At 58.5% G+C, this 25,555-nt stretch carries 26 protein-coding genes; 17 read left to right on the top strand and 9 right to left on the bottom strand.

The window, feature by feature from the left end; all coding sequences use genetic code 11:
• Window positions 1–29: 29 nt before the first annotated feature.
• The 8 genes from tsaE (at window position 30) to ACR0C6_RS17500 (ending at window position 9,622) form a co-directional block, all read left to right on the top strand.
• Complete coding sequence (gene tsaE, locus ACR0C6_RS17535; RefSeq protein ID WP_480446489.1) at window positions 30–503, top strand: tRNA (adenosine(37)-N6)-threonylcarbamoyltransferase complex ATPase subunit type 1 TsaE; 474 nt, start codon at window positions 30–32, stop codon at window positions 501–503.
• Window positions 500–1,504 carry an aminoglycoside phosphotransferase family protein gene (locus tag ACR0C6_RS17530; RefSeq protein ID WP_480620440.1) on the top strand — a complete coding sequence of 335 codons (1,005 nt, stop codon included), beginning with the start codon at window positions 500–502 and terminating at the stop codon, window positions 1,502–1,504. Before tsaE ends, ACR0C6_RS17530 begins: the two co-directional genes overlap by 4 nt.
• Complete coding sequence (locus ACR0C6_RS17525; protein WP_152459635.1) at window positions 1,501–2,187, top strand: nucleotidyltransferase family protein; 687 nt, start codon at window positions 1,501–1,503, stop codon at window positions 2,185–2,187. Before ACR0C6_RS17530 ends, ACR0C6_RS17525 begins: the two co-directional genes overlap by 4 nt.
• Window positions 2,180–5,104: a double-strand break repair protein AddB gene (gene addB / locus ACR0C6_RS17520; protein WP_480620438.1), complete on the top strand. Its 2,925-nt coding sequence runs from the start codon at window positions 2,180–2,182 to the stop codon at window positions 5,102–5,104. Before ACR0C6_RS17525 ends, addB begins: the two co-directional genes overlap by 8 nt.
• Window positions 5,101–8,457 (top strand): double-strand break repair helicase AddA, encoded by a 3,357-nt coding sequence (gene addA, locus ACR0C6_RS17515; RefSeq protein ID WP_480620436.1) that lies wholly within the window; start codon window positions 5,101–5,103, stop codon window positions 8,455–8,457. The genes addB and addA overlap by 4 nt, the downstream gene beginning before the upstream one ends.
• Window positions 8,458–8,475: 18 nt before the next feature.
• Window positions 8,476–8,838 (top strand): thioredoxin, encoded by a 363-nt coding sequence (trxA, locus tag ACR0C6_RS17510; protein WP_367396964.1) that lies wholly within the window; start codon window positions 8,476–8,478, stop codon window positions 8,836–8,838.
• Between the two features lie 74 nt (window positions 8,839–8,912).
• Window positions 8,913–9,263, top strand: a complete 351-nt coding sequence (locus ACR0C6_RS17505) for a Lin0512 family protein (RefSeq protein WP_152459631.1) — start codon at window positions 8,913–8,915, stop codon at window positions 9,261–9,263.
• Window positions 9,260–9,622 (top strand): Lin0512 family protein, encoded by a 363-nt coding sequence (locus ACR0C6_RS17500; protein WP_152459630.1) that lies wholly within the window; start codon window positions 9,260–9,262, stop codon window positions 9,620–9,622. The genes ACR0C6_RS17505 and ACR0C6_RS17500 overlap by 4 nt, the downstream gene beginning before the upstream one ends.
• A gap of 61 nt (window positions 9,623–9,683) precedes the next feature.
• On the opposite strand, the gene ACR0C6_RS17495 is transcribed toward ACR0C6_RS17500, so the two are convergent.
• Complete coding sequence (locus ACR0C6_RS17495; RefSeq protein WP_152459629.1) at window positions 9,684–9,878, bottom strand: DUF1127 domain-containing protein; 195 nt, start codon at window positions 9,876–9,878, stop codon at window positions 9,684–9,686.
• Window positions 9,879–10,075: 197 nt separating this feature from the next.
• Here ACR0C6_RS17495 and hslV point away from each other — a divergent pair, with 197 nt between their 5' ends.
• Window positions 10,076–10,633 (top strand): ATP-dependent protease subunit HslV, encoded by a 558-nt coding sequence (gene hslV, locus ACR0C6_RS17490; RefSeq protein WP_171230161.1) that lies wholly within the window; start codon window positions 10,076–10,078, stop codon window positions 10,631–10,633.
• On the opposite strand, the gene ACR0C6_RS17485 is transcribed toward hslV, so the two are convergent.
• The gene (locus ACR0C6_RS17485; RefSeq protein ID WP_480620434.1) at window positions 10,625–11,866 is read right to left on the bottom strand and encodes an MFS transporter; all 1,242 of its coding nucleotides are present in this window, start codon (window positions 11,864–11,866) and stop codon (window positions 10,625–10,627) included. The genes hslV and ACR0C6_RS17485 overlap by 9 nt on opposite strands.
• Window positions 11,867–12,058: 192 nt before the next feature.
• Between ACR0C6_RS17485 and hslU the strand changes: the two genes are divergently transcribed.
• The 3 genes from hslU (at window position 12,059) to ACR0C6_RS17470 (ending at window position 15,782) form a co-directional block, all read left to right on the top strand.
• Window positions 12,059–13,366: an ATP-dependent protease ATPase subunit HslU gene (gene hslU / locus ACR0C6_RS17480; RefSeq protein WP_152459626.1), complete on the top strand. Its 1,308-nt coding sequence runs from the start codon at window positions 12,059–12,061 to the stop codon at window positions 13,364–13,366.
• 98 nt (window positions 13,367–13,464) lie between these two features.
• Complete coding sequence (locus ACR0C6_RS17475) at window positions 13,465–14,565, top strand: alpha/beta hydrolase (RefSeq protein ID WP_152459625.1); 1,101 nt, start codon at window positions 13,465–13,467, stop codon at window positions 14,563–14,565.
• The gene (locus tag ACR0C6_RS17470) at window positions 14,562–15,782 is read left to right on the top strand and encodes an MFS transporter (RefSeq protein WP_480620432.1); all 1,221 of its coding nucleotides are present in this window, start codon (window positions 14,562–14,564) and stop codon (window positions 15,780–15,782) included. Before ACR0C6_RS17475 ends, ACR0C6_RS17470 begins: the two co-directional genes overlap by 4 nt.
• Here the strand turns inward: ACR0C6_RS17470 and ACR0C6_RS17465 are convergent.
• From ACR0C6_RS17465 to ACR0C6_RS17455, 3 genes are read right to left on the bottom strand one after another with little or no spacing between them, the layout of a single operon-like run.
• Window positions 15,779–16,366, bottom strand: coding sequence for a Smr/MutS family protein (locus ACR0C6_RS17465; RefSeq protein WP_480620430.1), 588 nt, complete (start codon window positions 16,364–16,366; stop codon window positions 15,779–15,781). The genes ACR0C6_RS17470 and ACR0C6_RS17465 overlap by 4 nt on opposite strands.
• Window positions 16,366–17,406: a murein transglycosylase A gene (mltA, locus tag ACR0C6_RS17460; RefSeq protein WP_224858488.1), complete on the bottom strand. Its 1,041-nt coding sequence runs from the start codon at window positions 17,404–17,406 to the stop codon at window positions 16,366–16,368. The genes ACR0C6_RS17465 and mltA overlap by 1 nt, the downstream gene beginning before the upstream one ends.
• Window positions 17,403–18,062, bottom strand: a complete 660-nt coding sequence (locus ACR0C6_RS17455) for a Tim44/TimA family putative adaptor protein (RefSeq protein WP_152459622.1) — start codon at window positions 18,060–18,062, stop codon at window positions 17,403–17,405. Before ACR0C6_RS17455 ends, mltA begins: the two co-directional genes overlap by 4 nt.
• Before the next feature lie 108 nt (window positions 18,063–18,170).
• Here ACR0C6_RS17455 and ACR0C6_RS17450 point away from each other — a divergent pair, with 108 nt between their 5' ends.
• A complete protein-coding gene (locus ACR0C6_RS17450) occupies window positions 18,171–18,671 on the top strand; it encodes an FxsA family protein (protein ID WP_152459621.1) in 501 nt (166 codons plus the stop codon).
• Between the two features lie 54 nt (window positions 18,672–18,725).
• Window positions 18,726–19,226: a protein-export chaperone SecB gene (gene secB / locus ACR0C6_RS17445; protein ID WP_152459620.1), complete on the top strand. Its 501-nt coding sequence runs from the start codon at window positions 18,726–18,728 to the stop codon at window positions 19,224–19,226.
• Window positions 19,227–19,250: 24 nt separating this feature from the next.
• Here secB and dnaQ read toward each other — a convergent pair whose 3' ends face one another.
• Genes dnaQ through ACR0C6_RS17425 form a run of 4 tightly spaced genes read right to left on the bottom strand, consistent with a single transcriptional unit; the run spans window position 19,251 to window position 21,985 of the window.
• On the bottom strand, window positions 19,251–19,973 hold the full coding sequence (dnaQ, locus tag ACR0C6_RS17440; RefSeq protein WP_480446499.1) for a DNA polymerase III subunit epsilon: 723 nt from the start codon (window positions 19,971–19,973) through the stop codon (window positions 19,251–19,253).
• Window positions 19,966–20,559, bottom strand: coding sequence for a dephospho-CoA kinase (gene coaE, locus ACR0C6_RS17435; RefSeq protein ID WP_480620428.1), 594 nt, complete (start codon window positions 20,557–20,559; stop codon window positions 19,966–19,968). Before coaE ends, dnaQ begins: the two co-directional genes overlap by 8 nt.
• Window positions 20,556–21,389: a shikimate dehydrogenase gene (locus tag ACR0C6_RS17430; protein ID WP_480446501.1), complete on the bottom strand. Its 834-nt coding sequence runs from the start codon at window positions 21,387–21,389 to the stop codon at window positions 20,556–20,558. The genes coaE and ACR0C6_RS17430 overlap by 4 nt, the downstream gene beginning before the upstream one ends.
• Window positions 21,386–21,985: a Maf family protein gene (locus ACR0C6_RS17425; RefSeq protein WP_480446502.1), complete on the bottom strand. Its 600-nt coding sequence runs from the start codon at window positions 21,983–21,985 to the stop codon at window positions 21,386–21,388. Before ACR0C6_RS17425 ends, ACR0C6_RS17430 begins: the two co-directional genes overlap by 4 nt.
• 404 nt (window positions 21,986–22,389) lie before the next feature.
• On the opposite strand from ACR0C6_RS17425, the gene ACR0C6_RS17420 reads away from it, so the two are divergent.
• The 3 genes from ACR0C6_RS17420 to mnmE all read left to right on the top strand — a co-directional run bounded on the left by ACR0C6_RS17420 (window position 22,390) and on the right by mnmE (window position 25,551).
• Entirely contained in the window at window positions 22,390–22,839 is a 450-nt protein-coding gene (locus tag ACR0C6_RS17420) for a CopD family protein (protein ID WP_171171524.1), read from the top strand.
• Between the two features lie 122 nt (window positions 22,840–22,961).
• Entirely contained in the window at window positions 22,962–24,233 is a 1,272-nt protein-coding gene (gene rho / locus ACR0C6_RS17415) for a transcription termination factor Rho (protein WP_152459614.1), read from the top strand.
• Window positions 24,234–24,264: 31 nt separating this feature from the next.
• On the top strand, window positions 24,265–25,551 hold the full coding sequence (mnmE, locus tag ACR0C6_RS17410) for a tRNA uridine-5-carboxymethylaminomethyl(34) synthesis GTPase MnmE (protein WP_480446503.1): 1,287 nt from the start codon (window positions 24,265–24,267) through the stop codon (window positions 25,549–25,551).
• Window positions 25,552–25,555 lie beyond the last annotated feature (4 nt).

Here is a 25,555-nt window from a genome sequence, read left to right as displayed (position 1 = left end):
CCGGTCAGGCGCAAGGCCATTGTGGCGGCATGACACAGACCGCCCGATCTCTGACTTTCAAATCGCCTGAAGAAACCGCAGTTTTCGCACGGCAATTGGGAACATCTCTGCGCCCGGGCGATGTCGTTCTGCTGGAGGGCCCGATCGGCAGCGGCAAGACGCATTTCGCGCGCAACCTCATTCAGTCATTGATGGATGTGCCCGAAGATGTGCCCTCGCCAACATTCACTTTGGTCCAGGCTTACGACACGTCATCAGGGGAAATATGGCATTGCGACCTGTATCGTCTGAGCGCGGCCGAAGAAGTTGACGAACTGGGTCTGACGGACGCTTTCGATACGGCAATCTGCCTTGTGGAATGGCCGGGCAAGCTGGGCCCGCTGGCGCCCCAAGGCGCGTTGACGTTGGCTTTTAAAACAGACCCTAACAATATCGATTTCCGCCGTGTGACCCTGTCTTGGACTGCTCCGAAATGGACGGAAAAACTGGAGAGAACCGCATGACCAACAGGACGGTCCTGGCCGAAGCCCTGATTGCGCAAACACCCTGGGCCGGAGCAACACGCACGCCACTGGCCGGCGATGCCTCGAACCGGCGATACGAACGGTTGATTGATCCAACCAACGGGCGCACTGCGGTTTTGATGGACGCGCCACCTGAAAAAAGTGACGATGTTGAACCCTTCGTGCGGGTTGCCGAATACCTCCGATCGGTTGGTCTGAGCGCGCCGGAAATCTATGCCGAAGATACCCAGTACGGTTTCCTGTTGCTGGAAGATCTGGGTGATGATCTTTTTGCGCGCGTGCTGAAAAAAGATCCGGGCAAAGAGCGTGAATTGTACCGCGCCGCCACCGACGTGCTGCTCCACCTGCATCAGGCGCCTTCTCTTGCCTTGCCGTCTTATGATCCGTCCCTGATGACGGAACTGGCGGCATTGGCTTTCACCAAGTATGCGGCCGGTATCCTGGGAACATGTGATGAAGACGCCCTGTCCCGGTTCGAGCACCGGTTCGCGGACATCCTGCATCGTGAAACATCCGGTTCGAAAGTCGTCATTCTCAGGGATTATCACGCGGAAAACCTGTTGTGGCTGCCGCAGCGCGAAGGCGTGAAGCGCGTCGGGTTGCTGGACTTTCAGTTGGCCATGCTGGGGCATCCGGCCTACGACCTGGTGTCTCTGCTACAGGATGTACGCCGAGATGTCTCGGCCGGGATCGAAATGCAGATGATCAACCACTACATCTCTGCGTCAGGTATGGACGACCATGATTTCCGCACGGCCTACAGTGTTTTGGGGGCCCAGAGAAACCTGCGTATCCTTGGCGTCTTCGCACGTCTGGCGACGGAATATGGCAAGCCTCACTATGTGGACATGATCCCGGCCGTCTGGGCACATCTGATGCGCGATCTGGATCACCCTGCCCTGGTTTCGGTGGCGTCCCTGCTGCACGAAGCTTTGCCCAGACCCACACCGCAAAACCTGGCCAAGTTGAGAACGCAATGACCGGATCGCCATTTGCCGCAATGCTGTTCGCAGCCGGGTTCGGCACCCGCATGGGCGCGCTGACCAAAGATCGGCCGAAGCCATTGATCGAAGTGGCGGGGCGACCACTGATTGATCATGCGCTGGATCTTGTCGAAGATCTTGATCCCGTCCGTACCGTTGCCAACCTGCATTATCACGCTGATCAGCTCGCGGCGCATCTCGGCCCCAAAGGCGTTCTGCTGTCTCGGGAAGACCCTGAAATACTGGAAACAGGTGGCGGATTGCGGGCGGCTTTGCCGATGCTGGGCACCGACCCCGTATTCACGTTGAACACGGACGCGATCTGGTCAGGGCCAAACCCTTTGACCCTGTTGCAGCACGCCTGGGACCCGGGTCGTATGGATGCGCTGCTGATGTGTGTTCCAGTTGCGAGAACCGTTGGTCATATTGGATCGGGTGATTTCACCGCTGGAAAAGATGGACGGATCACGCGCGGTCCTGGTCTGGTTTACGGCGGGGCCCAGATCCTCAAGGCCCAGGGTTTGCATTCGTTCTCGCAAACAGCGTTTTCACTCAACCTGCTTTGGAACCAGATGCTTGATCAGGGTCGGCTTTTTGCGGTCGAATACCCTGGACGCTGGTGCGATGTAGGTCGTCCGGAAGGCATCGCGCTGGCCGAGGGTTTGCTGGCAGATGTTTGAATCCGGCACCGTGCCCCGTGTATTTGCCGTGCCTCCCGGTACGGATTTCCCCAAGGCATTGGTCGATGGCCTGCGGCAGCGCTGTTCGGGCCCACCCGAAGCTTTGGCGCGGGTAGAGTTGATCCTGAACACACGACGCATGGAACGGCGCGTCCGCGATCTGTTCAATCAGGGGCCACCTTGCCTTCTGCCCCGTCTCTCGTTGGTGACGGACTTGGGTGAAAGGGTTGATCTGGCGCGGATCCCGCCTGCTATCCCGCCTCTGCGGCGGCGTCTTGAGTTGACTCAGCTTGTATCCAAACTGCTGGAACAACAGCCGGACCTTGCCGCCCGGTCATCGATCTTTGACCTGTCCGACAGTCTGGCCGCGCTGATTGACGAAATGCAGGGCGAAGGCGTATCGCCCGAAGCGATCCGGCAGCTGGACGTCAGCGATATGTCCGGACACTGGTCGCGGGCACAAGCCTTTATCGGCATCGCGGATCAATTCATCGACACCGGCGGGCAGACGATGGATGCACAGGCCCGCCAGCGCCGCGTGGTCGAAAACCTGATCGCGCGATGGCAGATTGCCCCTCCGCAACACCCGGTCATTCTGGCGGGCTCTACCGGGTCCCGTGGCACCACCCTGATGTTGATGGAAGCCATCGCGCGCCTGCCGCAAGGCGCATTGGTGCTGCCCGGATTTGATTTCGACCAGCCGGATCACGTTTGGCAGGGGTTGGATGATGCGTTGACGTCTGAAGATCACCCACAATACCGTTTCCGCAAGTTGATGCGCGCGCTGGAACTTACACCGGGTCAGATCACCCAATGGACGGATTTATCGGCTCCCTCACCCTCGCGTAACCGCTTGATATCCCTAGCTTTACGTCCGGCACCCGTCACTGACGCCTGGATGACCGAAGGCCCCAGACTGTCCGATATAAAAGGCGCAACCGACGGCCTGACACTGGTCGAGGCTCAATCGCCTCGCGCCGAGGCATTGGCCATCGCCCTGCGCCTGCGGCAGGCGGCGGAAACAGGACAGACCGCCGCTCTGATCACGCCGGATCGCATGTTGACCCGCCAGGTCAGCGCCGCGCTGGATCGGTGGAACATCGTGCCGGACGACAGTGCGGGCCTGCCGCTGCAACTTTCCCCACCGGGACGTTTTCTGCGCCATGTGGCCAACCTGTTCACACGCCGTCTGGAAGGCGAGGCGCTGCTGACCCTTTTGAAGCACCCGCTATGTCATGATGGCGGTGACCGCGGAATTCATTTGCTGCACACGCGTGACCTGGAACTTGACCTGCGCCGTCACGGCCCGCCCTTTCCTGACAGTGCAAGCCTTGCGGCTTTTGCAGTGCGCAAAGAGGCCCAGGAAAGCTGGGTGAAATGGGTCGTGCAGCATTTCTGCGACCAGCAGATCACCAGTGAACTGCACCTCGCGGACTGGGTGGCGCGTTTGATGACACTGGCCGAGGCGATCTCGGCCGGCAGCACGGGTGAAACGGGCACTCTGTGGGACAAAAACGCAGGCCAAAAGGCACTGGGGGTGCTGAATTCTCTCAGCGCAGAGGCGCAGCATGGCGGCCTGATGACGGCCCATGACTTTGCCGATCTGCTGGGTGCTCTGCTTGCGGGTGAAGAGGTTCGTGACCGGGATGCGCCGCATCCGCACATCATGATCTGGGGCACGCTCGAGGCACGGGTGCAGGGCGCCGACCTGCTGATCCTTGGCGGGTTGAATGAAGGAAGTTGGCCAGAGGCGCCAACACCCGATCCCTGGCTGAACCGGCAGATGCGTGACAAAGCGGGGTTGTTGCTGCCCGAACGCCGGATCGGCCTGTCTGCGCATGACTTCCAGCAGGCCATCGGCGCACCCGAAGTGTGGTTGACCCGCGCGACCCGCTCGGATGATGCCGAGACGGTTCCGTCGCGCTGGCTGAACCGACTGACCAACCTGTTGCAGGGTTTGCCGGGTCAGGGTGGCCCCGAAGCTCTGACCAAAATGCGCGCTCAGGGCGAAAAATGGCTGAACTGGTCCGAGGCACTGGAAGATGCGCCGCCGATCGACCCCGCACCGCGTCCTTCTCCGCGCCCACCGGCCGCCGCGCGTCCGCGCCGTCTGTCTGTGACCGAGATAAAGAGGCTGATCCGCGATCCATACGCGATTTACGCCAAACATGTGCTTCGGCTGAAACCGCTAGATCCGCTTGTACAGGCCCCCGATGCCTTGCTGAGAGGAATTGTGATTCACGAGATCCTCGAGCATTTCATCAAGGACAGCGTCCTCGACAGTGCTTTGCTGACGCGGGACAATTTCCTGAAACGGGCGCATGCTCTGTTGGATCAACACGTCGCCTGGCCGACAGCCCGCAAACTGTGGCTGGCCCGGCTTGAGCGGATCGCGGATGATTTCCTCGGGGCAGAGCTCGCGCGCCGGAAGGATGGTGGCCCCGTGGCATTTGAGGCGGCGATGAAACTGGCGCTGCGCCCCCTGGATTTCACCATTGTCGGGCGCGCGGACAGAATCGATTGCAACAGCCGGGGCGCGTTGCGCATCATCGACTATAAAACCGGCGCACCACCGACGGAAAGCCAGCAATCCAAATTTGACAAGCAGTTGCTGATCGAGGCGGCAATGGCCGAGCAGGGCGGGATTGAGGGCCTTGACCCGACAAGTGTGGCCGAAGCCATCTTCATCGGTATGGGTGGCAGCTATAAGGAGGTTGCAGCGCCTTTGGACAAAGAACCGACCGACAAGGTTCTTGCCGAGCTGAAAGAGTTGATTTCCGCTTATTTAGAGCCTGATCAGGGGTTTTCGTCCCGTCGCATGCTGCACAAGGATACGGACATGGGTGATTATGATCACCTGGCGCGGTTCGGCGAATGGGACCGGACAGCGGAAACATACCCCGAGGATCTGTCATGAGCCCGCGCAACGATGCAACCGAACGGCAGGTACAGGCCGCGCGCCCCGATGCATCGACCTGGCTGGCGGCCAATGCCGGGTCTGGCAAAACCCGGGTTCTGACCGACCGTGTGGCGCGTCTGCTGCTGGGCGGGGTCCAACCTCAGCACATTCTGTGCCTGACCTACACCAAGGCCGCCGCCAGCGAGATGCAGAACAGGTTGTTCAAGCGCCTTGGCGAATGGGCCATGCTGGATGATACCCCCTTGTTGCAGGAGTTGACCGATCTGGGTGTGCCCGGCGAAATCGGTTTGGACCGGTTGGCGCAAGCACGCACCCTGTTTGCCCGCGCCATCGAAACGCCGGGTGGTCTGAAAATCCAGACCATCCACTCGTTCTGCGCGTCATTGTTGCGACGCTTTCCGCTGGAGGCTGGCGTTAGCCCGCAGTTCACCGAAATGGAAGACCGCGCAGCAGCCTTGTTGCGAGAGGAAATTGTCGAAGATTTCGCCGCAGGCCCGCAGGCCGGGTTGATTGAAGATGTGGCGCGGTTCGTCACAGACACGGGGTTTGATAAACTGACCGCTGCGATCACGCAAAAACGCAGTCTTTTTGCGCAGCCGCTCGAATGGTCCGATCTGCTGAAACGCTTCGATCTGCCCGCCGGCTTTGACGAAACAGCGCTGCTTGCGCGGGTTTTTCTTGGTGGCGAAGTCGAACTCATCCAATCCATATTGCCCGCTTTGACCGAAAGCGGAGGCAACAATGCAAAGGCCGCCGCAAAACTGGCCGCGTTCAACGAAGCCAGATTGATACATCTACCCACGTTGGAAAGCGTGTTTCTGACCGGGAAGGGCGCAAAGGAACCCTTCACGGCCAAGCTCAACGCTTTTCCGACCAAACCCCTGCGCGAAGGTGTGCTGGCCGACCGGATGCCGCAGATCGAGGCCTTCATGCAGCGGATCGAAACCGCGCGTGAACAACGCCTGGCGCTGGTCGCGGCGCAGAAAACCGCGGTTCTGCACCGCTTTGCCGCAGCCTTCCTGCCGGAATATGAACGGCGCAAGCAGTTGCGCGGCTGGCTGGATTTCGACGATCTGATCCTGCGCGCGCGACAGGTGTTGAACGATCCGGCAGTGGCCGAATGGGTGCTGTACCGACTGGACGGGGGAATCGATCATATTCTTGTGGACGAAGCGCAGGACACCAGCCCCGATCAATGGGACGTGATCGAAAAACTGGCACAGGAATTCACCAGCGGGGAAGGGGCCCGATCCGGGGTCGAGCGTACGATCTTCGTCGTCGGCGACAAGAAACAATCGATCTATTCCTTTCAGGGCGCCGATCCACAGGCCTTTGACAGAATGCAGAAAGAGTTTGGCCGGAAATTGGCTGAATCAGGCTCTAAACTGTGGGATTCGACGTTGGAATACTCGTTCCGATCCTCCAGCGCGATCCTGACTCTGGTCGATATCCTGTTTGAAAACCGCTCTGGTGCGGGGTTTCACAAGGACAGTCTGCACCGTGCTTTCAAGGCCGATCTGCCGGGTCGTGTTGATCTTTGGCCCGTCGTCGAAAAAGTGGCAGATGCCGAAGACGGGGATTGGACCGACCCGGTCGATCGTCCCGGCGCACGGCATCACACCGTCATTCTGGCCGAGAAAGTCGCACAGTCGATCAAAGACATGATCGAACGGGGCGAGACGATCCCGGAAGATGACAAATCCGGCCAATTCGTTCGTCGAAAAGTGCAGCCGGGGGATTTTCTGATCCTTGTGCAACGCCGCTCGGACCTGTTTGCCGAGATCATCCGTGCCTGCAAGGCGCTGCACCTGCCCATCGCCGGAGCGGATCGGCTGAAAGTGGGCGCTGAACTGGCGGTCAAGGATCTTGCGGCCTTGCTCGGCTTTCTGGCCACGCCCGAAGACAGCCTGTCTCTGGCGACGGTTCTCAAATCCCCCTTGTTCGGTTGGTCCGAACAGCAGCTTTTCGATCTGGCGCACCGTCGGAAGGAACAGTTCCTTTGGGCCGCACTGCGCAACCGCGCGGAAGAGTTTCACGAAACCCTGTCGGTGCTGAACGATCTGCGCAGCCAGATCGACTTTCTGCGTCCCTATGATCTGATCGAACGTATCCTGACCCGCCATGACGGACGGCGCAAGCTGTTGGGGCGGTTGGGGGCAGAAGCCGAAGACGGCATCAACGCGCTGTTGTCCCAGGCTCTGGCCTATGAGCGAACGGATATCCCCAGCCTGACGGGATTTCTGGTCTGGATGCAGACCGACGATCTGGAAATCAAACGACAGATGAGCGGCGTCGGCAACAGAATCCGGGTGATGACCGTTCATGGCTCAAAAGGGTTGGAGGCGCCGATCGTCATCCTGCCGGATACCGGCAAACGCCAGCCTCCGCGTGACGCCGAGATCATGCTGGCCGGCGGAACACCCTTGTGGAAAGTGTCGGCGGACGCGTCACCAAACCTGATCTCGCAGGCGCGGGAAGAGGCGCGCAACCGCGAGGAAAACGAACGGCTTCGGTTGCTGTATGTGGCTCTGACACGGGCGGAAAAGTGGTTGATCGTGGCGGCGGCAGGCGATTTGGGGAAAGACGGCAACAGCTGGTATCAGATGGTCGAGGCGGCGATGGATCGGGCCGGGGCCGCGCAGGTGCCGGGTACCGATATCCGCCGCCTGTCCCACGGGGATTGGGGCGCGCTGCCCTTGATCGATCAACCGAACACTGCCGTTCAGCAAGTCGATTTGCCGGACATGTTCCAACATCCGGCACCGGATCCGGTCGCGCCTGCAAGCACGCTCAGCCCTTCGGATCTGGGCGGCCCAAAGGCGTTGCCCGGAGATGCCGGCCTGGATGAAGATGCGGCCAAACTGCGCGGAACCCGCCTGCACCTGTTGCTGGAACACCTTCCCGCGGCCGAGAAAGACCTTTGGCCAGAGCTTTGCGCGCGGTTGCTGCCCGATATGCACGAAACGGACCGGCACGAGATTTTGAACGAAGCCGTAACTGTGCTGACAGCGGAAGGTTTGCAGCCCGTCTTTGCACCTGACACGTTGGCCGAGGTGCCCATTACTGCCGCTCTGAACGGGCAGCGGATGCTTGGGGTTGTCGATCGTCTGATCTTGTCGGAATCGGAAGTGCATGTGATTGATTTCAAATCAAATGCCACCGTTCCAGACCGCGCGGAAGACTGCCCCGACGGCCTGCTGCGACAGATGGGGGCATACGCGCAGGCGCTGGCGCAGATCTATCCGGATCGCAGCATTCGTACCGCCATTCTGTGGACCCGCACGGCGCGGCTGATGTGGTTGCCACACGATCTTGTGACAGATGCTTTGGCCCGCACCCAGATATCTTGACCTTACCCGAAGCGGCACATACGTTCTGTTCCCAAGTTTACCCCATTCAGGAGACAGAATATGTCGACCGTAGCCGTTACCGACGACACCTTTGACGCCGAAGTCAAGAATTCGACCGTTCCCGTGGTCGTGGATTTCTGGGCCGAATGGTGCGGCCCCTGCAAGCAAATCGGCCCTGCGCTGGAAGAGCTGGCGGCCGAGTATGGCGACAAAGTCAAAATCGCCAAGGTCGATGTGGACAGCAACCCGAACTCAGCCGCCGCCATGGGTGTACGTGGCATCCCCGCGCTGTTCATCTTCAAGGACGGTCAGGTCGTTTCCAACCGCGCGGGCGCGGCGCCCAAAGCCGCCCTGCAAAGCTGGATCGACGAATCCATCTGATCTGGTCCTAACAGATTATCTCGAAGGCGCCTCAGATCGGGGCGCCTTTTCTATTGAAGACATCGGAGACACCAATGGCAAAAACGCGGGTCCTTGTGGAATTCGGGATGGGCACATCCCTGCGCCGGATGGACTATACTCAGGCGTCACTGCGGGCGATCAAGGATGCGCTTTGGCACAACTCGGTCAACATCGCGGAACTGTTCGGGTTTCCGAAAGAAGCGATGATCATTGATGCCGAAATAGGGGTTCAGCAGCCGGATCAGGTGGACACCGAAGCGTTGAAGGCTGTCTTTCCCTATGGTCATCCCAACATTACTGTCACCAAAGGCGGGCTGGACATCGCAAAACCCCACAGTGACGGGCACACGGTCATCGCCAACGCCGCCCTGATCGTTTCCTTCGACATGGAGCCCGCGCAATGAGCGAAAAACGCATCATTCTGGAGATGGGAACAGGTAACGATCTGTACGGCCAGGACTATACCAAGGCAGCCCGCCGCGCGGTGCAGGATGCTTTGCACCATTCATCCATCACGTTGTTTTCAAAGCTGGGGATCGACCATTCCGAAATGCGCGTCAGCGTCACGATCGGCGTGCAGGATCCTGAACAGGTGGATTGCGATCTGGTTGCCTCGGATCTGCCGCGGGGCAGGGCCGAGGTTCGCGCAGTCAAAGGTGGGCTTGACGTTGTCGACGAAGAAGCGGGAACGCGGCACGTGGTTGCAACTGCGGCGATCGAGGCGTTTCTGCCTGATCTTGCTGGAAAATACGTTCAGGGCTGAACAAAGAAAAAGCCGCTCGGAAATCCGTGCGGCTGTCTCGAGTTGCTGATCTGCGGGAACATCAGAGATCGGCGATGTCTGCGCGGCTCAGGCCGATATCGTCAAGCTGGGCGTCGCTGAGTTCCGACAGGAGTTTGCGGGTTTTGCGGGATTCTTTCCATTCGACAACGGTGTTGACGACATTGGTGAACGCGTCCACTACGTGCAGGATGGTAGCTGCTCCGAGCGGCGCATGAATGTTAGCTGTGGTTGCCATGTGCGCGGTCCTTTGTGAAGAAACAGCCGACCCGTTGTCGGTTGTAAGCCTCATGTAGTCCTGCATGCCCGGACTCACAATTGCTGGTCTGGTAACCCCGGAATGCGTTTTTTGCATATCTTTTAGGCAATTGAAGAACGGGTTGCGCCAACCTGCGACCCAGCCCATATATACCGCCAGCGAAAACGGAGACGATCATGGCAGACAACGACTTTCCCGGTTGGCACGGCACGACGATCATTGGCGTCAAGAAGGACGGTCAGATCGTCATAGCCGGTGATGGGCAGGTCAGCCTGGGTCAAACCGTGATCAAGGGCACGGCCCGCAAGGTGCGTCGCCTGTCCCCCGGAGGGTCCGAAGTTGTCGCCGGCTTTGCCGGGTCGACGGCAGACGCCTTCACCTTGCTGGAACGGCTGGAGGCCAAGCTCGAGGCGACACCGGGCCAACTTGCCCGTGCTTCTGTGGAATTGGCCAAAGACTGGCGTACCGACAAATACCTGCAAAAGCTCGAAGCGATGCTGATCGTCACGGACGGCAAGGACATGTTCGTGATCACCGGGGCGGGTGACGTGCTGGAACCTGAACACAACGTGGCTGCCATCGGATCCGGGGGCAATTTTGCCCTGGCCGCTGCCCGCGCGATGATGGACAGTGACAAGTCGGCGGAGGAGGTCGCGCGTCAGGCAATGTCCATCGCGGCCGATATCTGTGTCTATACCAATGGCAATCTGACGGTTGAGACGATCTCAGGCTAACAGCGCCACGATCTCCTTGCCTTTCCAGCGGCGATGCATGCCGATCAGGCCAATGATCGCTGCGATGACCACGATGTAGTAGGGCACGCGGATATCGATGCTCATCAATCCGCCCCCGATCAGCGACATGATCCCGCCCGCAAGGCAGAACACGGCAGTGGTCACACCCATGACCCAGCCCTGATCCGCTTCGCTGACGCTGGAAGAGAACAGCCCAAGCATGGTGGGGTAGGCGATTCCGAACAGGAAATAGAAGAAAAAGACCGGCACATAACTGAACACGCCGCTTGGGCTGAAGGCGAACGCGAAACCGCAGATCACCATGACGATGAGTGACGTGTGGATTATCGCATGTTTGCTGAATTTCTCTTGCGCGGGTTTCACCAGGAACGTGCTGGAGAAGGCCAGCGCCACACCGATGACGACCATCGCCATGCTGCCACCGATAACTCCGTATCCGAAGGCGCTGGTCAGGAAATTGTCGACAAAGACGTAGAAGGTGACATTGGCGATCATGAAGAACGAATAGACCGGCAGGATCTTCAACACCACCGGATGACCACGCACCGCCATCAGGCTGTCTGTTATGTCACGGGGACGGAAGACAAAAGGCGCACGATCCGTTCGGGTATCCTGGAAGAAAAACAGGACCAGAAAGATTGCAATCAGGACAAGGACAAATGCACCGTAAAAGGGCGTTCTCAGCGTGGCGAAGCCGCCCAGCAGGGCGGCGTCAGACAAGACCGCGCCGATGATCGGCCCGCCCACAAGGCCAAAGCTGACGCCTGTCACGATATAACCCATGTTCCGGTCCCGGTCTGTCGCGTCGGTGCTGCCGTCGATCATCGCCGCTTGCGCAATGGGTTGGTTGCCCGCAGTGAACCCGGTAATCGAACGCCCGACGATCAGCAGAAGAAGGCTGTTGAGATAAAGCGCGGCAATGGTCAGGGCATACCCGGCCAGAGCACCGCCCAGGCACACCAGCAAAGCGTTCTTGCGCCCGATCGAATCCGATACTTTCGAAACATAGACAACGCCCAGAAACCAAGACAGGAAAAAGCACCCGATCACGAGGCCGTAATAGAAATGCCTGCGCCCCTCGGGCGTGTTTTCGGGCAGAAACCCGGATTTCGTTTCCATGATCAGCGAGTTGATGATGGGAAAGACCAACCCCTGTCCGATCAGATCCACAAACACCACAAACAGAAGGGTAATCTTGGCAATATTTGTCATGTCTTACGCTCCTGACCCTCAAACCCTTGAAATCACTGTAGCAGAGGGTTCGCGCATTCCCCAAGCAAAGCATTTGCAAACCTGAGCCGGCATTGCTAACCAACGCGGCCATGAATACAGGCTTGGTTGTTTTCGCCCGCGCGGTGATTACCTAAGCCGCATGAAACAAATGCCGACCGAAAGGACTGCCCTTTGACCGACCTGACCCCGCGCGAGATTGTCTCGGAACTGGATCGCTTCATCATCGGGCAGAAGGACGCCAAGCGTGCCGTGGCCGTCGCCCTGCGCAATCGCTGGCGCCGCAAGCAATTGCCGGACGACATCCGCGAGGAAGTCTATCCCAAGAACATCCTGATGATCGGCCCCACCGGCGTCGGCAAGACCGAAATCAGCCGCCGTCTGGCCAAACTGGCCCGCGCGCCGTTTATCAAGGTCGAGGCCACCAAATTCACCGAAGTCGGATATGTCGGTCGTGATGTGGAACAGATCGTGCGCGATCTGGCTGATGCGGCCATCCTGCAAACCCGCGAGTTCATGCGCGAAGACGTCAAGGCCAAAGCCCATCAGGCCGCCGAAGACCGGGTGATCGAAGCCATTGCTGGCGCGGATGCGCGCGAAGGCACGCGCGAGATGTTCCGCAAAAAGCTGAAAGCCGGCGAACTGGACGACACGGTGATCGAGCTGGAACTGTCCGACACCTCGAACCCGATGCCGATGTTCGACATTCCGGGGCAGCCGGGCGGTCAGATGGGCATGATGAATCTGGGCGACATTTTCGGCAAGGCCTTTGGCGGGCGGACCGTCAAGAAACGCATGACCGTCGCCGAAAGCTATGATGCGCTGATCGGGGAAGAGGCCGACAAGCTGCTGGATGATGAAACCGTCACCCGCACCGCGCTGGAATCCGTCGAACAGAACGGCATCGTATTTCTGGATGAGATCGACAAGGTCTGCGCCCGCTCTGACGCACGCGGCGGCGATGTCAGCCGCGAAGGCGTGCAGCGCGACCTTCTGCCCTTGATCGAGGGAACCACCGTCAGCACCAAGCATGGCCCGGTCAAAACGGATCATATCCTGTTCATCGCCTCGGGTGCGTTTCATATCGCCAAACCGTCGGATCTGTTGCCGGAATTGCAAGGGCGCCTGCCGATCCGCGTCGAACTGCGCGCCCTGACCGAAGAAGACTTCGTGCGCATCCTGACCGAAACCGACAATGCCCTGACCTTGCAATACACGGCGTTGATGGGCACCGAGGACGTGACCGTCAGCTTTACCGAGGACGGCATCGCGGCGTTGGCGAAGATTGCGGCTGACGTGAACCAGAGCATCGAAAACATCGGCGCGCGGCGGCTTTACACGGTCATGGAGCGGGTTTTCGAAGAACTGTCCTTCGCTGCACCGGACAAAGCCGGTTCGGAGATCACCGTTGATGCACAGTTCGTCAGCGACAATCTTGGTGAATTGACCAAGTCCTCTGATCTGAGCCGTTACGTTTTGTAACACGGCCAGCCGTTTTTTGCCGTTGTTTTGGTCTTGCCATGCTGGACGTCGCGCAGGAATAGGCTAGCGTGTGCACAAGTCACCCCGAGGTCTGGCCCGTGCTGCGATACTTCGTCATTCTGTTCATATCCCTTTCGCTCAGCGCCTGTGTCGACCGGACGGTGTCCGAGGTCGTGCCCGGTGCCGTGAACATCGGAAAACCTGAAACCATCTTCGCAAGCACGACCCGCGCGCGTGAGGCTGATGGCTCCTATGGATTCCGACGCGGTGAAACGCTCAGGTTCCTGGAAACGACGGTTTCTATTCCACCCACGCATACTCCGGGTACGCTCCGCTTCTCCTACGCGAACCCGAATCCGCGGAAAGAATTCGTTCTGGCAGACGTGACCGAGTTGGATGGACCGCAGGGGCTACGCAAACACCTGCGAGGACAGGATGATGTCACGATCTTTGTGCACGGCTACAATTCGACCCAGACAGAAACGATCTTCCGCGCGGCGCAACTGACACATGACATCGGCCTCCCCGGATCAACGCTGGTGTATTCCTGGCCCAGCCGCGCGACGGGCTATGGATATGCCTATGATCTGGACAGTATGCTGTTCGCCCGCGACGGGTTGGAACAGACCATCCGCGAACTGAAAGCCATGGGTGTCAAACGCGTTATTCTGGTCGCGCATTCCATGGGCGGTGCGTTGACGATGGAGATGATGCGGCAAACCGAATTGCAGGAACCCGGCTGGGCCAAGCGAAACATCGAAGGGGTCGTTCTGATCTCGCCTGATCTTGATCTTGATCTGTTTCGCTCGCAGATGAAACGTATCGACAACCCCCCCGATCCGTTCATCGTAATGGTGTCGCAAAAGGACAAGATCCTGAACATCTCGGGCCGCTTGCGTGGCACGGATGAGGGCCAGCGGTTGGGGAACATCAGTTCGGTTGACTCGCTCGAGGAATTCCCGATCAGCGTGATCGACACGACTGCTTTCAACAGTGACGCGGCATCCTCGCATTTCGTTGCCGCGACCTCTCCGGCTTTATTGTCGATCCTCAACTCGTTGCGGCGTGTCAACAATACCTTCGGGCGTGAAGATCGACCGACCATTGATATTCTGGTGCCACCCAGCGAGCGCAATCCAGACGGGGCCACTGAAATTGTTCTGACGGAAACCGGGCAGGCACAGGTTACCACTCCGTGACGCGGTTCAATCTGCGTCGGTATCTTCTGGACAATGCCACCTGGCTTGGCGCCGGCGTTCTTCTGACGTTTTTATCCAGCTTCGGGCAGACATTCTTCATCTCGATCTTTGCCGGTGAAATCCGCGCGGAATTCGGCCTCGGCCACGGTGCGTGGGGTGGGCTATACACATTGGGCACAACCCTGTCGGCCATCGTGATGATCTGGGCCGGAGGGCTGACGGATATCTTTCGCGTCCGGGTGCTGGGTCCAGCGGTTCTGGCTGGGTTGGCCCTGGCCGCCCTTGCCATGGCGCTGAATACCTGGCTGCTCCTGTTGCCAGTGGTGATTTTTCTGTTGCGCCTGCTGGGTCAGGGGATGAGCACACATCTGGCCGCGGTCGCCATGGCGCGGTGGTTTACGGTCACGCGGGGCAAGGCGCTTTCCATTGCATCCATCGGCTATGCCATCGGTGAGGCCCTGCTGCCCCTGATCTTTGTTGCAGCCATGGTTTACCTTGACTGGCGTTGGCTGTGGGTGGTCGCGGCGGGGATGACTGCCTTGGGAATACCCGTGTTGATGCGGCTGTTGCGCGAGGAACGAACACCGCAAAGCCTTGCCAGCGAATCCTCTGCCATTGGGATGCAGGGTCGCCACTGGAGCCGTCGCGACGCGCTGTTTGACCCCTTGTTCTGGTTCATGGTGCCCGCCGTGCTTGCGCCATCGGCATTCATCACCGCGTTTTTCTTCCATCAGGTTTATTTCGCCGAGGTCAAAGGCTGGCAGCATATCCAACTGGTCGCTCTGTTCCCGATCTTTACCGGGGTATCACTGCTGTCGATGTTTGCTGCGGGCTGGGCATTGGACAAATGGGGCACTGCGCGCATCATGCCATTCTATCAGCTTCCGATGGCGGTTGGGTTTGTGGTTCTGGGCATGACTGAATCAATCAGCGGCGCGACGATCGGGTTGGTGTTTCTTGGCCTGACGGTCGGAGCGAACAGCACGTTGCCCAGCGCGTTCTGGGCAGAATTCTATGGGACCCGGCATATCGGGGCCATCAAGGCGTTGGCTGCGGCTGTCATGGTACTGGGGTCAGCCATCGGCCCCGGTCTAACCGGCGTTCTGATTGACCTTGGTATCCTGCTGAGCATTCAGTTTTTCTGGATTGGCCTGTTCTTCGTGCTGGTATGCAGCCTTGTTTGGGTCGGTATTTCCCGCGCCCGTCGCGACCTTTAACGCACGCGCCTGAGATACACGTAATACGCCCCGTCTCCGCCGTGGCTGATATGAGCCGGCGTGACCTGCAACACCGCCTGGGCCAGCGGTGGGATCGACAACCAATGGGGAACCTGATTTCGCAGAACGCCGCGCGGCGTCGGAATCGGACCGGGCTCGTCCCGATCCTTGCCTTTGCCGGTCACGACCAGAACCAGGCGCTTACCCTGTGCCTGCGCGCTCAGGACAAATCGGATCAGCGCCGGATGGGCCGAAGCCACCCGCATACCGTGCAGATCCAGCTTGCCTTCGGGTTTCAGCTTGCCGCGCTTCATCCGGCCAAAGGCCTTGTTGTCCATCTGAACCGGTGCATTGCGCAACGTATCCGTCACCGAAGGCTTCAGGTCGTTCGGTTTCGGTTTCGACTGATGGGCCTGTCCAAGTTCGAATGACTGAAAACGCGGTTTCGGCGTTTTCTTGGGCTTGGGTTTCGGCAAAGAGGTCGGATGGATCGTCTGCGGGATCTCGGGGTGCAGCCTCTCGGCCTGTTTGGCGACCTTGCGCCACAGCTCGATCTCTTCGCTTGTCAGTTTGCGCCGGGTCATCAGAATTCATCCGGCAGCAGGGCATAGGCACGCTGGATGGGCAGCAACAGCACCATCCGGCCCGGATCCTTCAGCTTGCCCGCGGCCTGCCCGGCTTCGTCCCCCGTTCCGAAAAAGATATCGGCCCGCTGCGCGCCTTTGATGGCCGCACCTGTATCCTGCGCGATCATCAGGCGGCGGATCGGTTCCTTGCCGTCCTTTTCCACCCAAACCGGTGCGCCCAGCGGGGTATAGGCCGGATCAACCGCGATGCTGCGCATGGTCGTGACAGATCGGTTCATGGCGCCCAGCGGCCCAAGCTCGGGCGCGACACGTGAAACTTCGCGGAAAAACACGTATGATGGGTTGTGGAGCAGCAATTCCGCACCGGCCTCGGGGTTCTTGCGCACCCAGGCGCGGATCATCTGCGCGCTGACCTCATGCGCGCCAAGAATGCCGCGCCGCACCAGTTCCACGCCAATTGACCTGTAGGGATGCCCGTTCGCACCGCCATACCCGACGCGCAAAGCGCCGCCATCCGGCAATCGAACGCGGCCCGAACCCTGGATTTGCAGAAAAAACAACTCTACGGGGTCATCGACCCAGGCAATCTCAAGCCCGCGGCCCTGCATGACATCACTGGTCAGGATTTCTCGCCGGCTCAGCCAGGGCCCCTCAGCGCGGGCCTCGGGCGGCATTTTGTAGATGGGATACTTGAAACGATCCGTCCGGGTGCGCGCACCATCAAGTTCGGGTTCGAAATACCCCGTGAACAGGGCATCCTCACCATCCTCGACCAGAACAGGGCGAAAAAAGAGCTCAAAGAACGACCGTGCCGCTTCGGCATCATAGGTTCTTGCCACACCGCACAGGGCCCGCCAATCGGGATCCTTCAGATCCCCGCAGGTGTTCAGAAAAACTGACAGGGCTGCACCGTGGTCATCCTCGGCCCAGCCACGCAGATCATCGAACGACAGAATGGATCGCGTTGCCTCGGCCCCGGCAGCGCTGGCAGTGGTCATTGCACCCACCAGTAAAAGCGACCGGAGCGTGGCAATCATGCGTCCGTGGCAACAAGCAGCCAGTTCGGGTCGTCCTTGCCCATCACACGGGCAAAGGTCCAGCTGTCCTTTTGGCGTTTCACGGTGTTGGGGCTGCCTTCGACGATATCGCCACCGCGATCCCGCACGACCGATGTCAGTTCACCCACGAATTTCATGGTGATCTCGGCCTGATTGGTATCCTTGTCGAATTTCACATCCGTCAGGGTCGTCTCTCGGACACCGATGAACTCGGCCTCGATCGTCAGGCCCTGATCTTCTCGTGCGGCGACGCCCGCAACGAAGGATTCAAAAACTTCTTCCGACAGGAATGGCTGGATCTCGTCCAAGTTGCCCTTCTCAAACCCCATCACGATCATTTCATAGGCACCGCGGGCACCCTGAACAAACTCGGTGACGGAAAAACCGGGTTCAACGCGTTTCATCGCCGCCAGCGTCTGTGCCAGCTCGCTGTCTTCCGGGACATGGTCTGTGATGTCATGATCCGGGCCGCCTTCGATCACTTCGAAATCGCGGCGCGACTTATGCGCTTCGGGCTGCTGCTGCACAGGCGGTTTCTCAAAACCTTCACGCGTGCCCAACACGCTCTTGAGGCGCAGGATCAGGAAAACGGCAATTCCGGCCAGGACCAGCAACTGGATCATGGGTTCGTTCATTTCATCCTCTTTTCAGAACCGCGGCTTTGTATACGCGGCCTCATGCCACTATGTAGGTGACCGTAGGTGGCAAGTCCACAGCCCGGCCTAAGGGAAAGGATAACGCAAATGTATCTGTTCTTGGCATTTTTGTTGGTGCCCATCATCGAGATCGCGCTGTTTATTCAGGTTGGCGGGTTGATCGGCTTGTGGCCAACCCTTGCCATCGTAGTGCTGACGGCGGTTTTGGGCACTGTTTTGGTGCGGACACAAGGTCGCATGGCGTTGGGAAACCTGCAACGGTCGTTTGCCGAACTGGACGACCCGACCGAGCCGCTGGCCCATGGTGCGATGATCCTGTTGTCGGGCGCTTTGTTGCTTACACCGGGATTCTTTACTGATGCCATTGGATTTGCGTTGCTTGTTCCCGGCGTGCGGGTTGCGGTTTTCAGGTATCTCAGATCGAAAGTCACCGTTACCCAGTTTCAGATGGGTCAAGGCCCCGGTTTTCAGTCTCGGGGAAATCCGTTCGATCAGGGTGACATCATAGATGGTGACTTTACCGAGGTCCGCCCAAAAAATGATCCGTCAAAGCCGTCTAAATGGGTGGAAGGCCCCCACCGGCATTGAGGTGCCGCGCCCAACTTGATAAGCAGTGGCGAATTTCATTTTTGGAGTAGATCCATGGCCGAAGAAAAAGCTGCAGAAAACACTGCGGCCAAAGCCGCCCCGCAAGTTCAGATGCGTGTTCTAGGGCAGTTCATCCGCGACATGTCCTTTGAGAACGTTATGGCCCAGAAGGGTGTTTCCGGTGACGTACAGCCCGAAATCGCGGTTCAGGTGAATCTGGATGCCAAGAAGCGCCCGGCTGACCACCAGTTCGAAGTGTCGATCAAGCTGAACCTGACATCCAAAGCCAAAGGCCTGGAAGATGTTCTGTTCCTGTGTGAACTGGACTATTGCGGCCTGTTCCACGTGGAAGGTGTGCCGGAAGACCAGTTGCACCCGTTCCTGATGATCGAATGCCCGCGGATGCTGTTCCCGTTCCTGCGCCGCATCGTCAGCGACATCACCCGTGACGGCGGTTTCCCACCGGTGAATCTGGACAATATCGATTTCGTCGCCCTGTACCGCAACGAATTGATGCGTCGTCAGGCCGAACAGTCCCAGAAGACAGACGCCTGAGGGTTTGGCCCGTGCCTGACAGGGTCAGGTGCGGGTCCACAGGGCATTGTCGCCCAGTTTTTCTATGAATGCATCATGTGCCGCGCGTTCATCCTCGGTAATGCGAGACGGCAGTGGCGTTGCTCGTGGTGCCGGTCGCCAATCATCGCCGCCGCCTGCCACGGATGATGCAGATGTTGACAGTCCAAAATCGGGCTGTCGTCCTCCGATCAGCTCAAGATAAACCTCGGCCAGGATTTCCGAGTCGAGCAACGCGCCGTGCAGCACACGGTTCGAGTTGTCGATATTGAAACGACGGCAAAGCGCATCCAGTGAGGCCGGCGAACCGGGAAACCGTTTGCGCGCAATCGCCAGTGTATCCAGCGCCTGTTCCATCGGGATGAGCGGGGCACCCATCCATTTCAGTTCGGCATTCAGGAACTTCATGTCGAAAGATGCATTGTGGATCACCAGCCGCGCATCGCCGACGAATTCGCGAAAAGCGTGACCGATCTTGGCAAAAACCGGTTTGTCTTTCAGCGTCACTTCACCCTTTTCCGGCGGACGCGGGCTTTCCAACAGGTCCGGGCCGATGCCATGCACGCCAAATGCCTCTTCCGGCATCGAGCGTTCGGGGTTGATGTAGACGTGATACGTCTCACCCGTTGCGACGTGGTTCCACAGTTCAACGGCGCCGATTTCAACGATCCGATCACCGCTTTCGGGATCGAAACCCGTGGTTTCGGTGTCGAGTACAATTTCACGCATCTGCCATCCCCGCCCGTATTTGCCTGACCACATCCTGCACCTGCGCGCGGGCGTGGTCCAGAGTGTCGGTCACGATAACGTAATCCGACCGCGCGCATTTTTCTTCATTCGGCATCTGCTTGGCGCGGATTTGCTCGAACTGCGCCTCGGTCATTGTGCCCCGTTCCATGACGCGCCGCTTTTGCTCGTCGGCCGGGATCGAAACACACGCCACCGCGTCCATCGCCGCGTCACCGCCCGTTTCAAACAAAAGCGGAATGTCGAACACCAGGATGTCGTTTGTCGCGGTATCACGAAATGCAGCGCGGTCAGCAGCGACCAGAGGGTGGACGATGGCTTCGATGGCCTTCAGCGCAGCGGGATCCGTGGCAATTACCTGTTTCAGCGCCTCCCGGTTGACCGCACCGTCCTGAATGGCCGACGGAACCATTCGTTCCATGGGGCCAACGGCCGCGCCCCCCCTGGAATACAGGCGATGCACCGCCGCGTCCGCATCCCACAAGGCACAACCTTCTTCGACGAACATCTGCGCCGTTGTGCTCTTCCCCATGCCGATGGAACCGGTCAGGCCAAGCGCAAAACTCATGCCAAGGCCGCCGCACGTGCATCAGCATCAACTTCGGGGCGCACACCGAACCAGCGTTCAAAACCGGGCACTGCCTGATGCAACAACATGCCCAGCCCATCGACTGCGGTGCATCCCGCCTGTTCAGCGGTTTGCAACAGCCGGGTTTTCAATGGCGCATAAACCAGATCCGTCACCACGGCACCGGGCTGCAACCCATCAAGCGGAACCCGCAATTCCGGTTGGCCCTGCATGCCCAACGAGGTGGTGTTCACCACGAGTTCTGCGTTTTCGATGACATTTCCGGCCTGAACCCAATCCACCACGCGGATACGTTGACCGAATTCCTCTTTCAGATGATCCGCCCGGGCACGGGTTCGGTTGGTCAGCAGGATTTCCGGAACGCCCGCGTCAGACAATGCCTGCAACACGGCGCGCGCGGCTCCTCCGGCGCCGAAGACAACAGCCGGCCCGTCCTTTGCATTCCAGTCCGGCGCACCGGTGCGAAGATTCTCCATGAACCCGTACCCGTCAGTGTTATCCGCGTGGATCGAGCCATCTTCACGAAACACCAGAGTGTTCGCCGCACCTATCACCGTTGCGCGGTCAGACGCATGATCCGCGATCCTCAAGGCGGCTTCCTTGTGGGGAACAGTCACATTGGCGCCGACAAAACCCGCCTTGGGCAGGGTGCGCAGCACAGTTTCCAGGTCGGCGGGTGCCACATCCATCGGGATGTAATGACCGGCAAGACCGTATGTCTTCAGCCAATGACCATGCAATTTGGGGGATCGTGAGTGACCAATGGGATGTCCAATCACACCGGCCAAAGGAACCCGATAGTCCGTCATTGATCGATTACCCCTTTGACAGCCAGAAAGTTGAGCAGCTCCAACAGGGGCATACCCAAAACGTTAAAATAGTCGCCGTCAATGGTGGCGAACAGGCGGACACCTTCTTCCTCCAGCTTGTAAGCTCCGACGGCGTGGCGGATACTGTTCCAGTTTCGCGCGACGTAATCCTTCAGATAGGCGTCGGAACTGGCCCGCATCCGCAATCGCACCTGCCCCACATGCCGCCAGACCGGCTGAGCATTCTGAAAGATCACCGCTGCGGACAAAAGCATGTGCCGCTTGCCTCGCATGGCTTTCAGCTGGGCCAACGCCTGTTCGGGGGTTTCCGGCTTTGACATCAGCTGACCGTCAAAATCCAGAACCTGATCACATCCCAGAACCATGGCACCGGGGTTTTTGTCGCTGACCTTCCGGGCCTTCATTTCTGCGAGTGTGTCGGCAATGTCCCGTGGAGATGCGTTTTCAGCCAGCAGGGCGCGTTTGGCCGTCTCTTCATCCACGCGCGCGGTTTGAACCACAAACGGTACGCCTGCATTTTCAAGCAGCTGCGCGCGAATGGCGGATCCGGAAGCAAGAAGAATGGGGACAGACATGTGGAAAACCCCGTGCGCAAATCATTGAGAGTTCAGGGGTGCTTTGTATGGTTTTCCGGTTGACACGCAACCCCGTGGATTTCGCGCCAGAGATCCCCGAGTCGCTCAAATCCAATCCCGTCCGGACAAGGATAAGTCAGTTTCTCTGGAAAACCCCGATATCCCAAATTCTCCTACCAGTTATCCCCAAGCGGAACAAGGAATGATGTGAATAAGATATTGATTTTAAATGCTAAAAATATCCACCAACAGAATCACCTGAAAAATTCCGTGTTCTGTCCACCTGGGGAAAACACTTGTGTAAAAAAGTAATCCACGGATTTTACTCACCCTACAAAACCATCATCCTTTTTCTTTTCCTATTTTTTTATTAGGGAGGGTCCCGAACAACGCCCGGAGCCGAAATGACCGATCTTCTGTTCACTTTGTACCCATGGGTGAAATCGCTCCATATCATGGCGGTGATTTCGTGGATGGCGGGTCTGTTCTATCTGCCCAGGTTGTTTGTCTATCACGTCGAAAAGGCGCAGGCCGTCGAAGGCGCACAGGACATTTTCTTTGAAATGGAAGAAAAACTGCTGCGTGTGATCATGAGACCGGCGATGATCGTGGCTTGGGTTTGTGGTTTGATCATGGTGTTTACGCCGGGCATCGTGGGATGGGACTGGAGCTGGCCCTGGGTCAAGGGCGCGGCGGTGATCGGCATGACCTGGTTCCATCACTGGCTGATGGCGCGACGCAAGGATTTTCTGGAAGGGCGAAACACGCTCAGTGGGCGGCAGTTTCGCATGATGAACGAGGTCCCGACCGTTTTGATGGTTGCCATCGTTCTGGCGGTTGTTCTGAAGTTCTGAGGGCCTGTTTGACTCCGCCCCGCACTGCGCTTATGTAGGGATCAACACGCCCGTCCGGGCGGCGTATCTTCCATACTGAAATTCCACTTCGTGCCGCGTTGCCTGCGGTGAAGGTATATATCATGACAACCGAATCCCTGAATCTTGCTGATCTGAAAGCCAAAAGCCCCAAAGACCTTCTGGCGATGGCCGAAGAGCTGGAGATCGAAAACGCCTCGACCATGCGCAAGGGCGAGATGATGTTCCAGATCCTGCGCGAACGCGCTGATGAAGGCTGGACCGTTGGTGGCGATGGCGTGCTTGAAGTGCTTCAGGACGGTTTCGGCTTCCTGCGCTCGCCCGAGGCGAACTATCTGCCCGGCCCGGATGACATCTATGTCTCACCCGAGATGATCCGCCAGCACTCATTGCGGACAGGGGATACCGTGGAAGGCGAGATCAAAGCCCCGGATGAGAATGAGCGCTATTTCGCGCTGACGAAGGTGACCAAGATCAACTTCGAAGACCCGGAAAAGGCCAAGCACAAGATCCTGTTCGACAACCTGACGCCGCTTTATCCGGATGAGCGGCTGAAGATGGAGATCGAGGATCCGACCATCAAGGACAAGTCCGCACGGGTGATCGACCTGGTCGCGCCGATCGGCAAGGGCCAGCGGTCGTTGATCGTGGCGCCGCCGCGCACCGGTAAGACGGTGATCCTGCAAAACATCGCGCATTCGATCGAGCGCAACCACCCGGAATGCTACCTGATCGTCCTGCTGATCGACGAACGCCCGGAAGAAGTCACCGACATGCAGCGTTCAGTGAAGGGCGAGGTCGTATCCTCGACCTTTGATGAACCCGCGACCCGCCACGTGGCCGTGTCAGAAATGGTCATCGAAAAAGCCAAGCGTTTGGTCGAACATAAACGAGATGTTGTTATTCTTCTCGATTCGATCACAAGACTTGGTAGAGCCTTTAACACAGTGGTCCCATCCTCGGGTAAAGTTCTGACCGGTGGTGTGGACGCAAACGCCCTGCAACGGCCCAAGCGTTTCTTTGGCGCGGCGCGGAATATTGAGGAGGGTGGTTCGCTGACCATCATCGCGACCGCACTGATCGATACCGGCAGCCGGATGGACGAGGTCATCTTTGAAGAATTCAAAGGTACAGGCAACTCGGAAATCGTTCTGGATCGCAAGATCGCGGACAAGCGTGTGTTCCCGGCCATCGACATCCTCAAATCCGGCACGCGGAAAGAGGATCTTCTGGTCGACAAGGGCGATCTGGCCAAGACCTTCGTTCTGCGGCGTATCCTCAACCCGATGGGCACGACCGACGCAATCGAGTTCTTGTTGTCCAAGTTGAAGCAGACAAAGACAAACAGCGAATTCTTCGATTCCATGAACACCTGACACTGGTCTTTAACTCTAGCGAGGCCTTCGAATGGATACGATATTCGCCTTGGCCAGCGCGCAGGGCAAAGCCGGGGTGGCGGTCATCCGCCTCTCGGGTCCGGACTCCCATTCAGCAGCGGCGCGCCTGACGGGTGGTGCGCTGCCAAAGCGTGGCATGGTCCTGCGCACTCTGACCGATCATGGCGGAGCGCGTTTGGACGACGGATTGGTCTTGACCTTCCAGGCTCCGGCCAGTTTTACCGGTGAGGACGTGGCCGAGCTTCAGATTCATGGAAGCACCGCCTCTGTTAACGCCGTGCTGCGTTGCCTGTCGGATACGGAAGGGTTGCGCATCGCTGAACCGGGTGAGTTCACACGCCGGGCACTGGAAAACGGCAAGATGGACCTGACTCAGGTCGAAGGCCTGGCCGATTTAATCGATGCAGAAACGGAAGCACAACGTAAGCAGGCGCAGACCATTCTGGCGGGCGAGCTGGGCACATTGGCCGAACGGTGGCGTCGGGATTTGATACGGGCTGCGTCCCTGTTGGAGGCTGTCATCGATTTTGTTGATGAAGAAGTTCCAACCGATGTGACGCCGGAAGTGCGCGAACTGATCCAAGGCGTCATGTCGGACCTTCATCGCGAAGCAGATGGCGTCAAGACTGCCGAGCGAATTCGTACAGGGTTCGAGGTTGCGATCGTCGGCCTTCCAAATGCGGGAAAATCCACCCTTTTGAATGCCTTGGCGGGCCGTGAGGCGGCCATTACTTCAGAATATGCCGGGACCACGCGTGATGTGATCGAAGTTCGCATGGATCTGGCTGGATTACCGGTGACCTTGCTGGATACGGCAGGGCTGCGAGAGACTGAAGATCATGTCGAAAACCTGGGTATCGAGCTTGCGCGCAGCAGAGCGGAGGCCGCCGATCTTCGCGTTTTCCTGTCTGAAACACCGAAGGACCTGGGGGTGGAGATGCGGGAAGATGATATACATGTTTTGCCCAAAGCAGATCTTAGAGGGATCGGGGAAAAGGGTGTGTCAGGGAAAACTGGCCAGGGAATAGATGCGTTAGTAGACCAGATATCGTGTGTTCTGTGCCAGCGAACCACTACCCATGGTATTGCAACTCGGGAACGTCACCGCATTGCAATCACCAGAGCATTGGACTCACTCACATCTGCAATCGCGGTTCTGGAATCAGGCCCAGACCTGTATGATATCGCGGCAGAGGAGCTGAGAACCGCCATACGCGCTCTTGAATCCCTGGTGGGCAGAATAGACGTGGAGACTCTGTTGGATGAAATCTTCTCGAGCTTCTGTTTGGGAAAATAAGGAG

This window comes from Ruegeria sp. AL12, from assembly GCF_056540885.1.
The sequence above is the reverse complement of the archived record's forward strand: the minus strand, read 5'-3'. Positions and strand labels throughout refer to the sequence as shown.

Bases quoted from the DNA above. Each gene is read 5' to 3' on its own strand.
- tsaE (WP_480446489.1), top strand. From the start codon at position 30: ATGACACAGACCGCCCGATCTCTGACTTTCAAATCGCCTGAAGAAACC.
- ACR0C6_RS17530 (WP_480620440.1), top strand. From the start codon at position 500: ATGACCAACAGGACGGTCCTGGCCGAAGCCCTGATTGCGCAAACACCC.
- ACR0C6_RS17525 (WP_152459635.1), top strand. From the start codon at position 1,501: ATGACCGGATCGCCATTTGCCGCAATGCTGTTCGCAGCCGGGTTCGGC.
- addB (WP_480620438.1), top strand. From the start codon at position 2,180: ATGTTTGAATCCGGCACCGTGCCCCGTGTATTTGCCGTGCCTCCCGGT.
- addA (WP_480620436.1), top strand. From the start codon at position 5,101: ATGAGCCCGCGCAACGATGCAACCGAACGGCAGGTACAGGCCGCGCGC.
- ACR0C6_RS17505 (WP_152459631.1), top strand. From the start codon at position 8,913: ATGGCAAAAACGCGGGTCCTTGTGGAATTCGGGATGGGCACATCCCTG.
- ACR0C6_RS17500 (WP_152459630.1), top strand. From the start codon at position 9,260: ATGAGCGAAAAACGCATCATTCTGGAGATGGGAACAGGTAACGATCTG.
- ACR0C6_RS17495 (WP_152459629.1), bottom strand. From the start codon at position 9,878: ATGGCAACCACAGCTAACATTCATGCGCCGCTCGGAGCAGCTACCATC.
- hslV (WP_171230161.1), top strand. From the start codon at position 10,076: ATGGCAGACAACGACTTTCCCGGTTGGCACGGCACGACGATCATTGGC.
- ACR0C6_RS17485 (WP_480620434.1), bottom strand. From the start codon at position 11,866: ATGACAAATATTGCCAAGATTACCCTTCTGTTTGTGGTGTTTGTGGAT.
- ACR0C6_RS17465 (WP_480620430.1), bottom strand. From the start codon at position 16,366: ATGACCCGGCGCAAACTGACAAGCGAAGAGATCGAGCTGTGGCGCAAG.
- mltA (WP_224858488.1), bottom strand. From the start codon at position 17,406: ATGATTGCCACGCTCCGGTCGCTTTTACTGGTGGGTGCAATGACCACT.
- ACR0C6_RS17455 (WP_152459622.1), bottom strand. From the start codon at position 18,062: ATGAACGAACCCATGATCCAGTTGCTGGTCCTGGCCGGAATTGCCGTT.
- ACR0C6_RS17450 (WP_152459621.1), top strand. From the start codon at position 18,171: ATGTATCTGTTCTTGGCATTTTTGTTGGTGCCCATCATCGAGATCGCG.
- secB (WP_152459620.1), top strand. From the start codon at position 18,726: ATGGCCGAAGAAAAAGCTGCAGAAAACACTGCGGCCAAAGCCGCCCCG.
- dnaQ (WP_480446499.1), bottom strand. From the start codon at position 19,973: ATGCGTGAAATTGTACTCGACACCGAAACCACGGGTTTCGATCCCGAA.
- coaE (WP_480620428.1), bottom strand. From the start codon at position 20,559: ATGAGTTTTGCGCTTGGCCTGACCGGTTCCATCGGCATGGGGAAGAGC.
- ACR0C6_RS17430 (WP_480446501.1), bottom strand. From the start codon at position 21,389: ATGACGGACTATCGGGTTCCTTTGGCCGGTGTGATTGGACATCCCATT.
- ACR0C6_RS17425 (WP_480446502.1), bottom strand. From the start codon at position 21,985: ATGTCTGTCCCCATTCTTCTTGCTTCCGGATCCGCCATTCGCGCGCAG.
- ACR0C6_RS17420 (WP_171171524.1), top strand. From the start codon at position 22,390: ATGACCGATCTTCTGTTCACTTTGTACCCATGGGTGAAATCGCTCCAT.
- rho (WP_152459614.1), top strand. From the start codon at position 22,962: ATGACAACCGAATCCCTGAATCTTGCTGATCTGAAAGCCAAAAGCCCC.
- mnmE (WP_480446503.1), top strand. From the start codon at position 24,265: ATGGATACGATATTCGCCTTGGCCAGCGCGCAGGGCAAAGCCGGGGTG.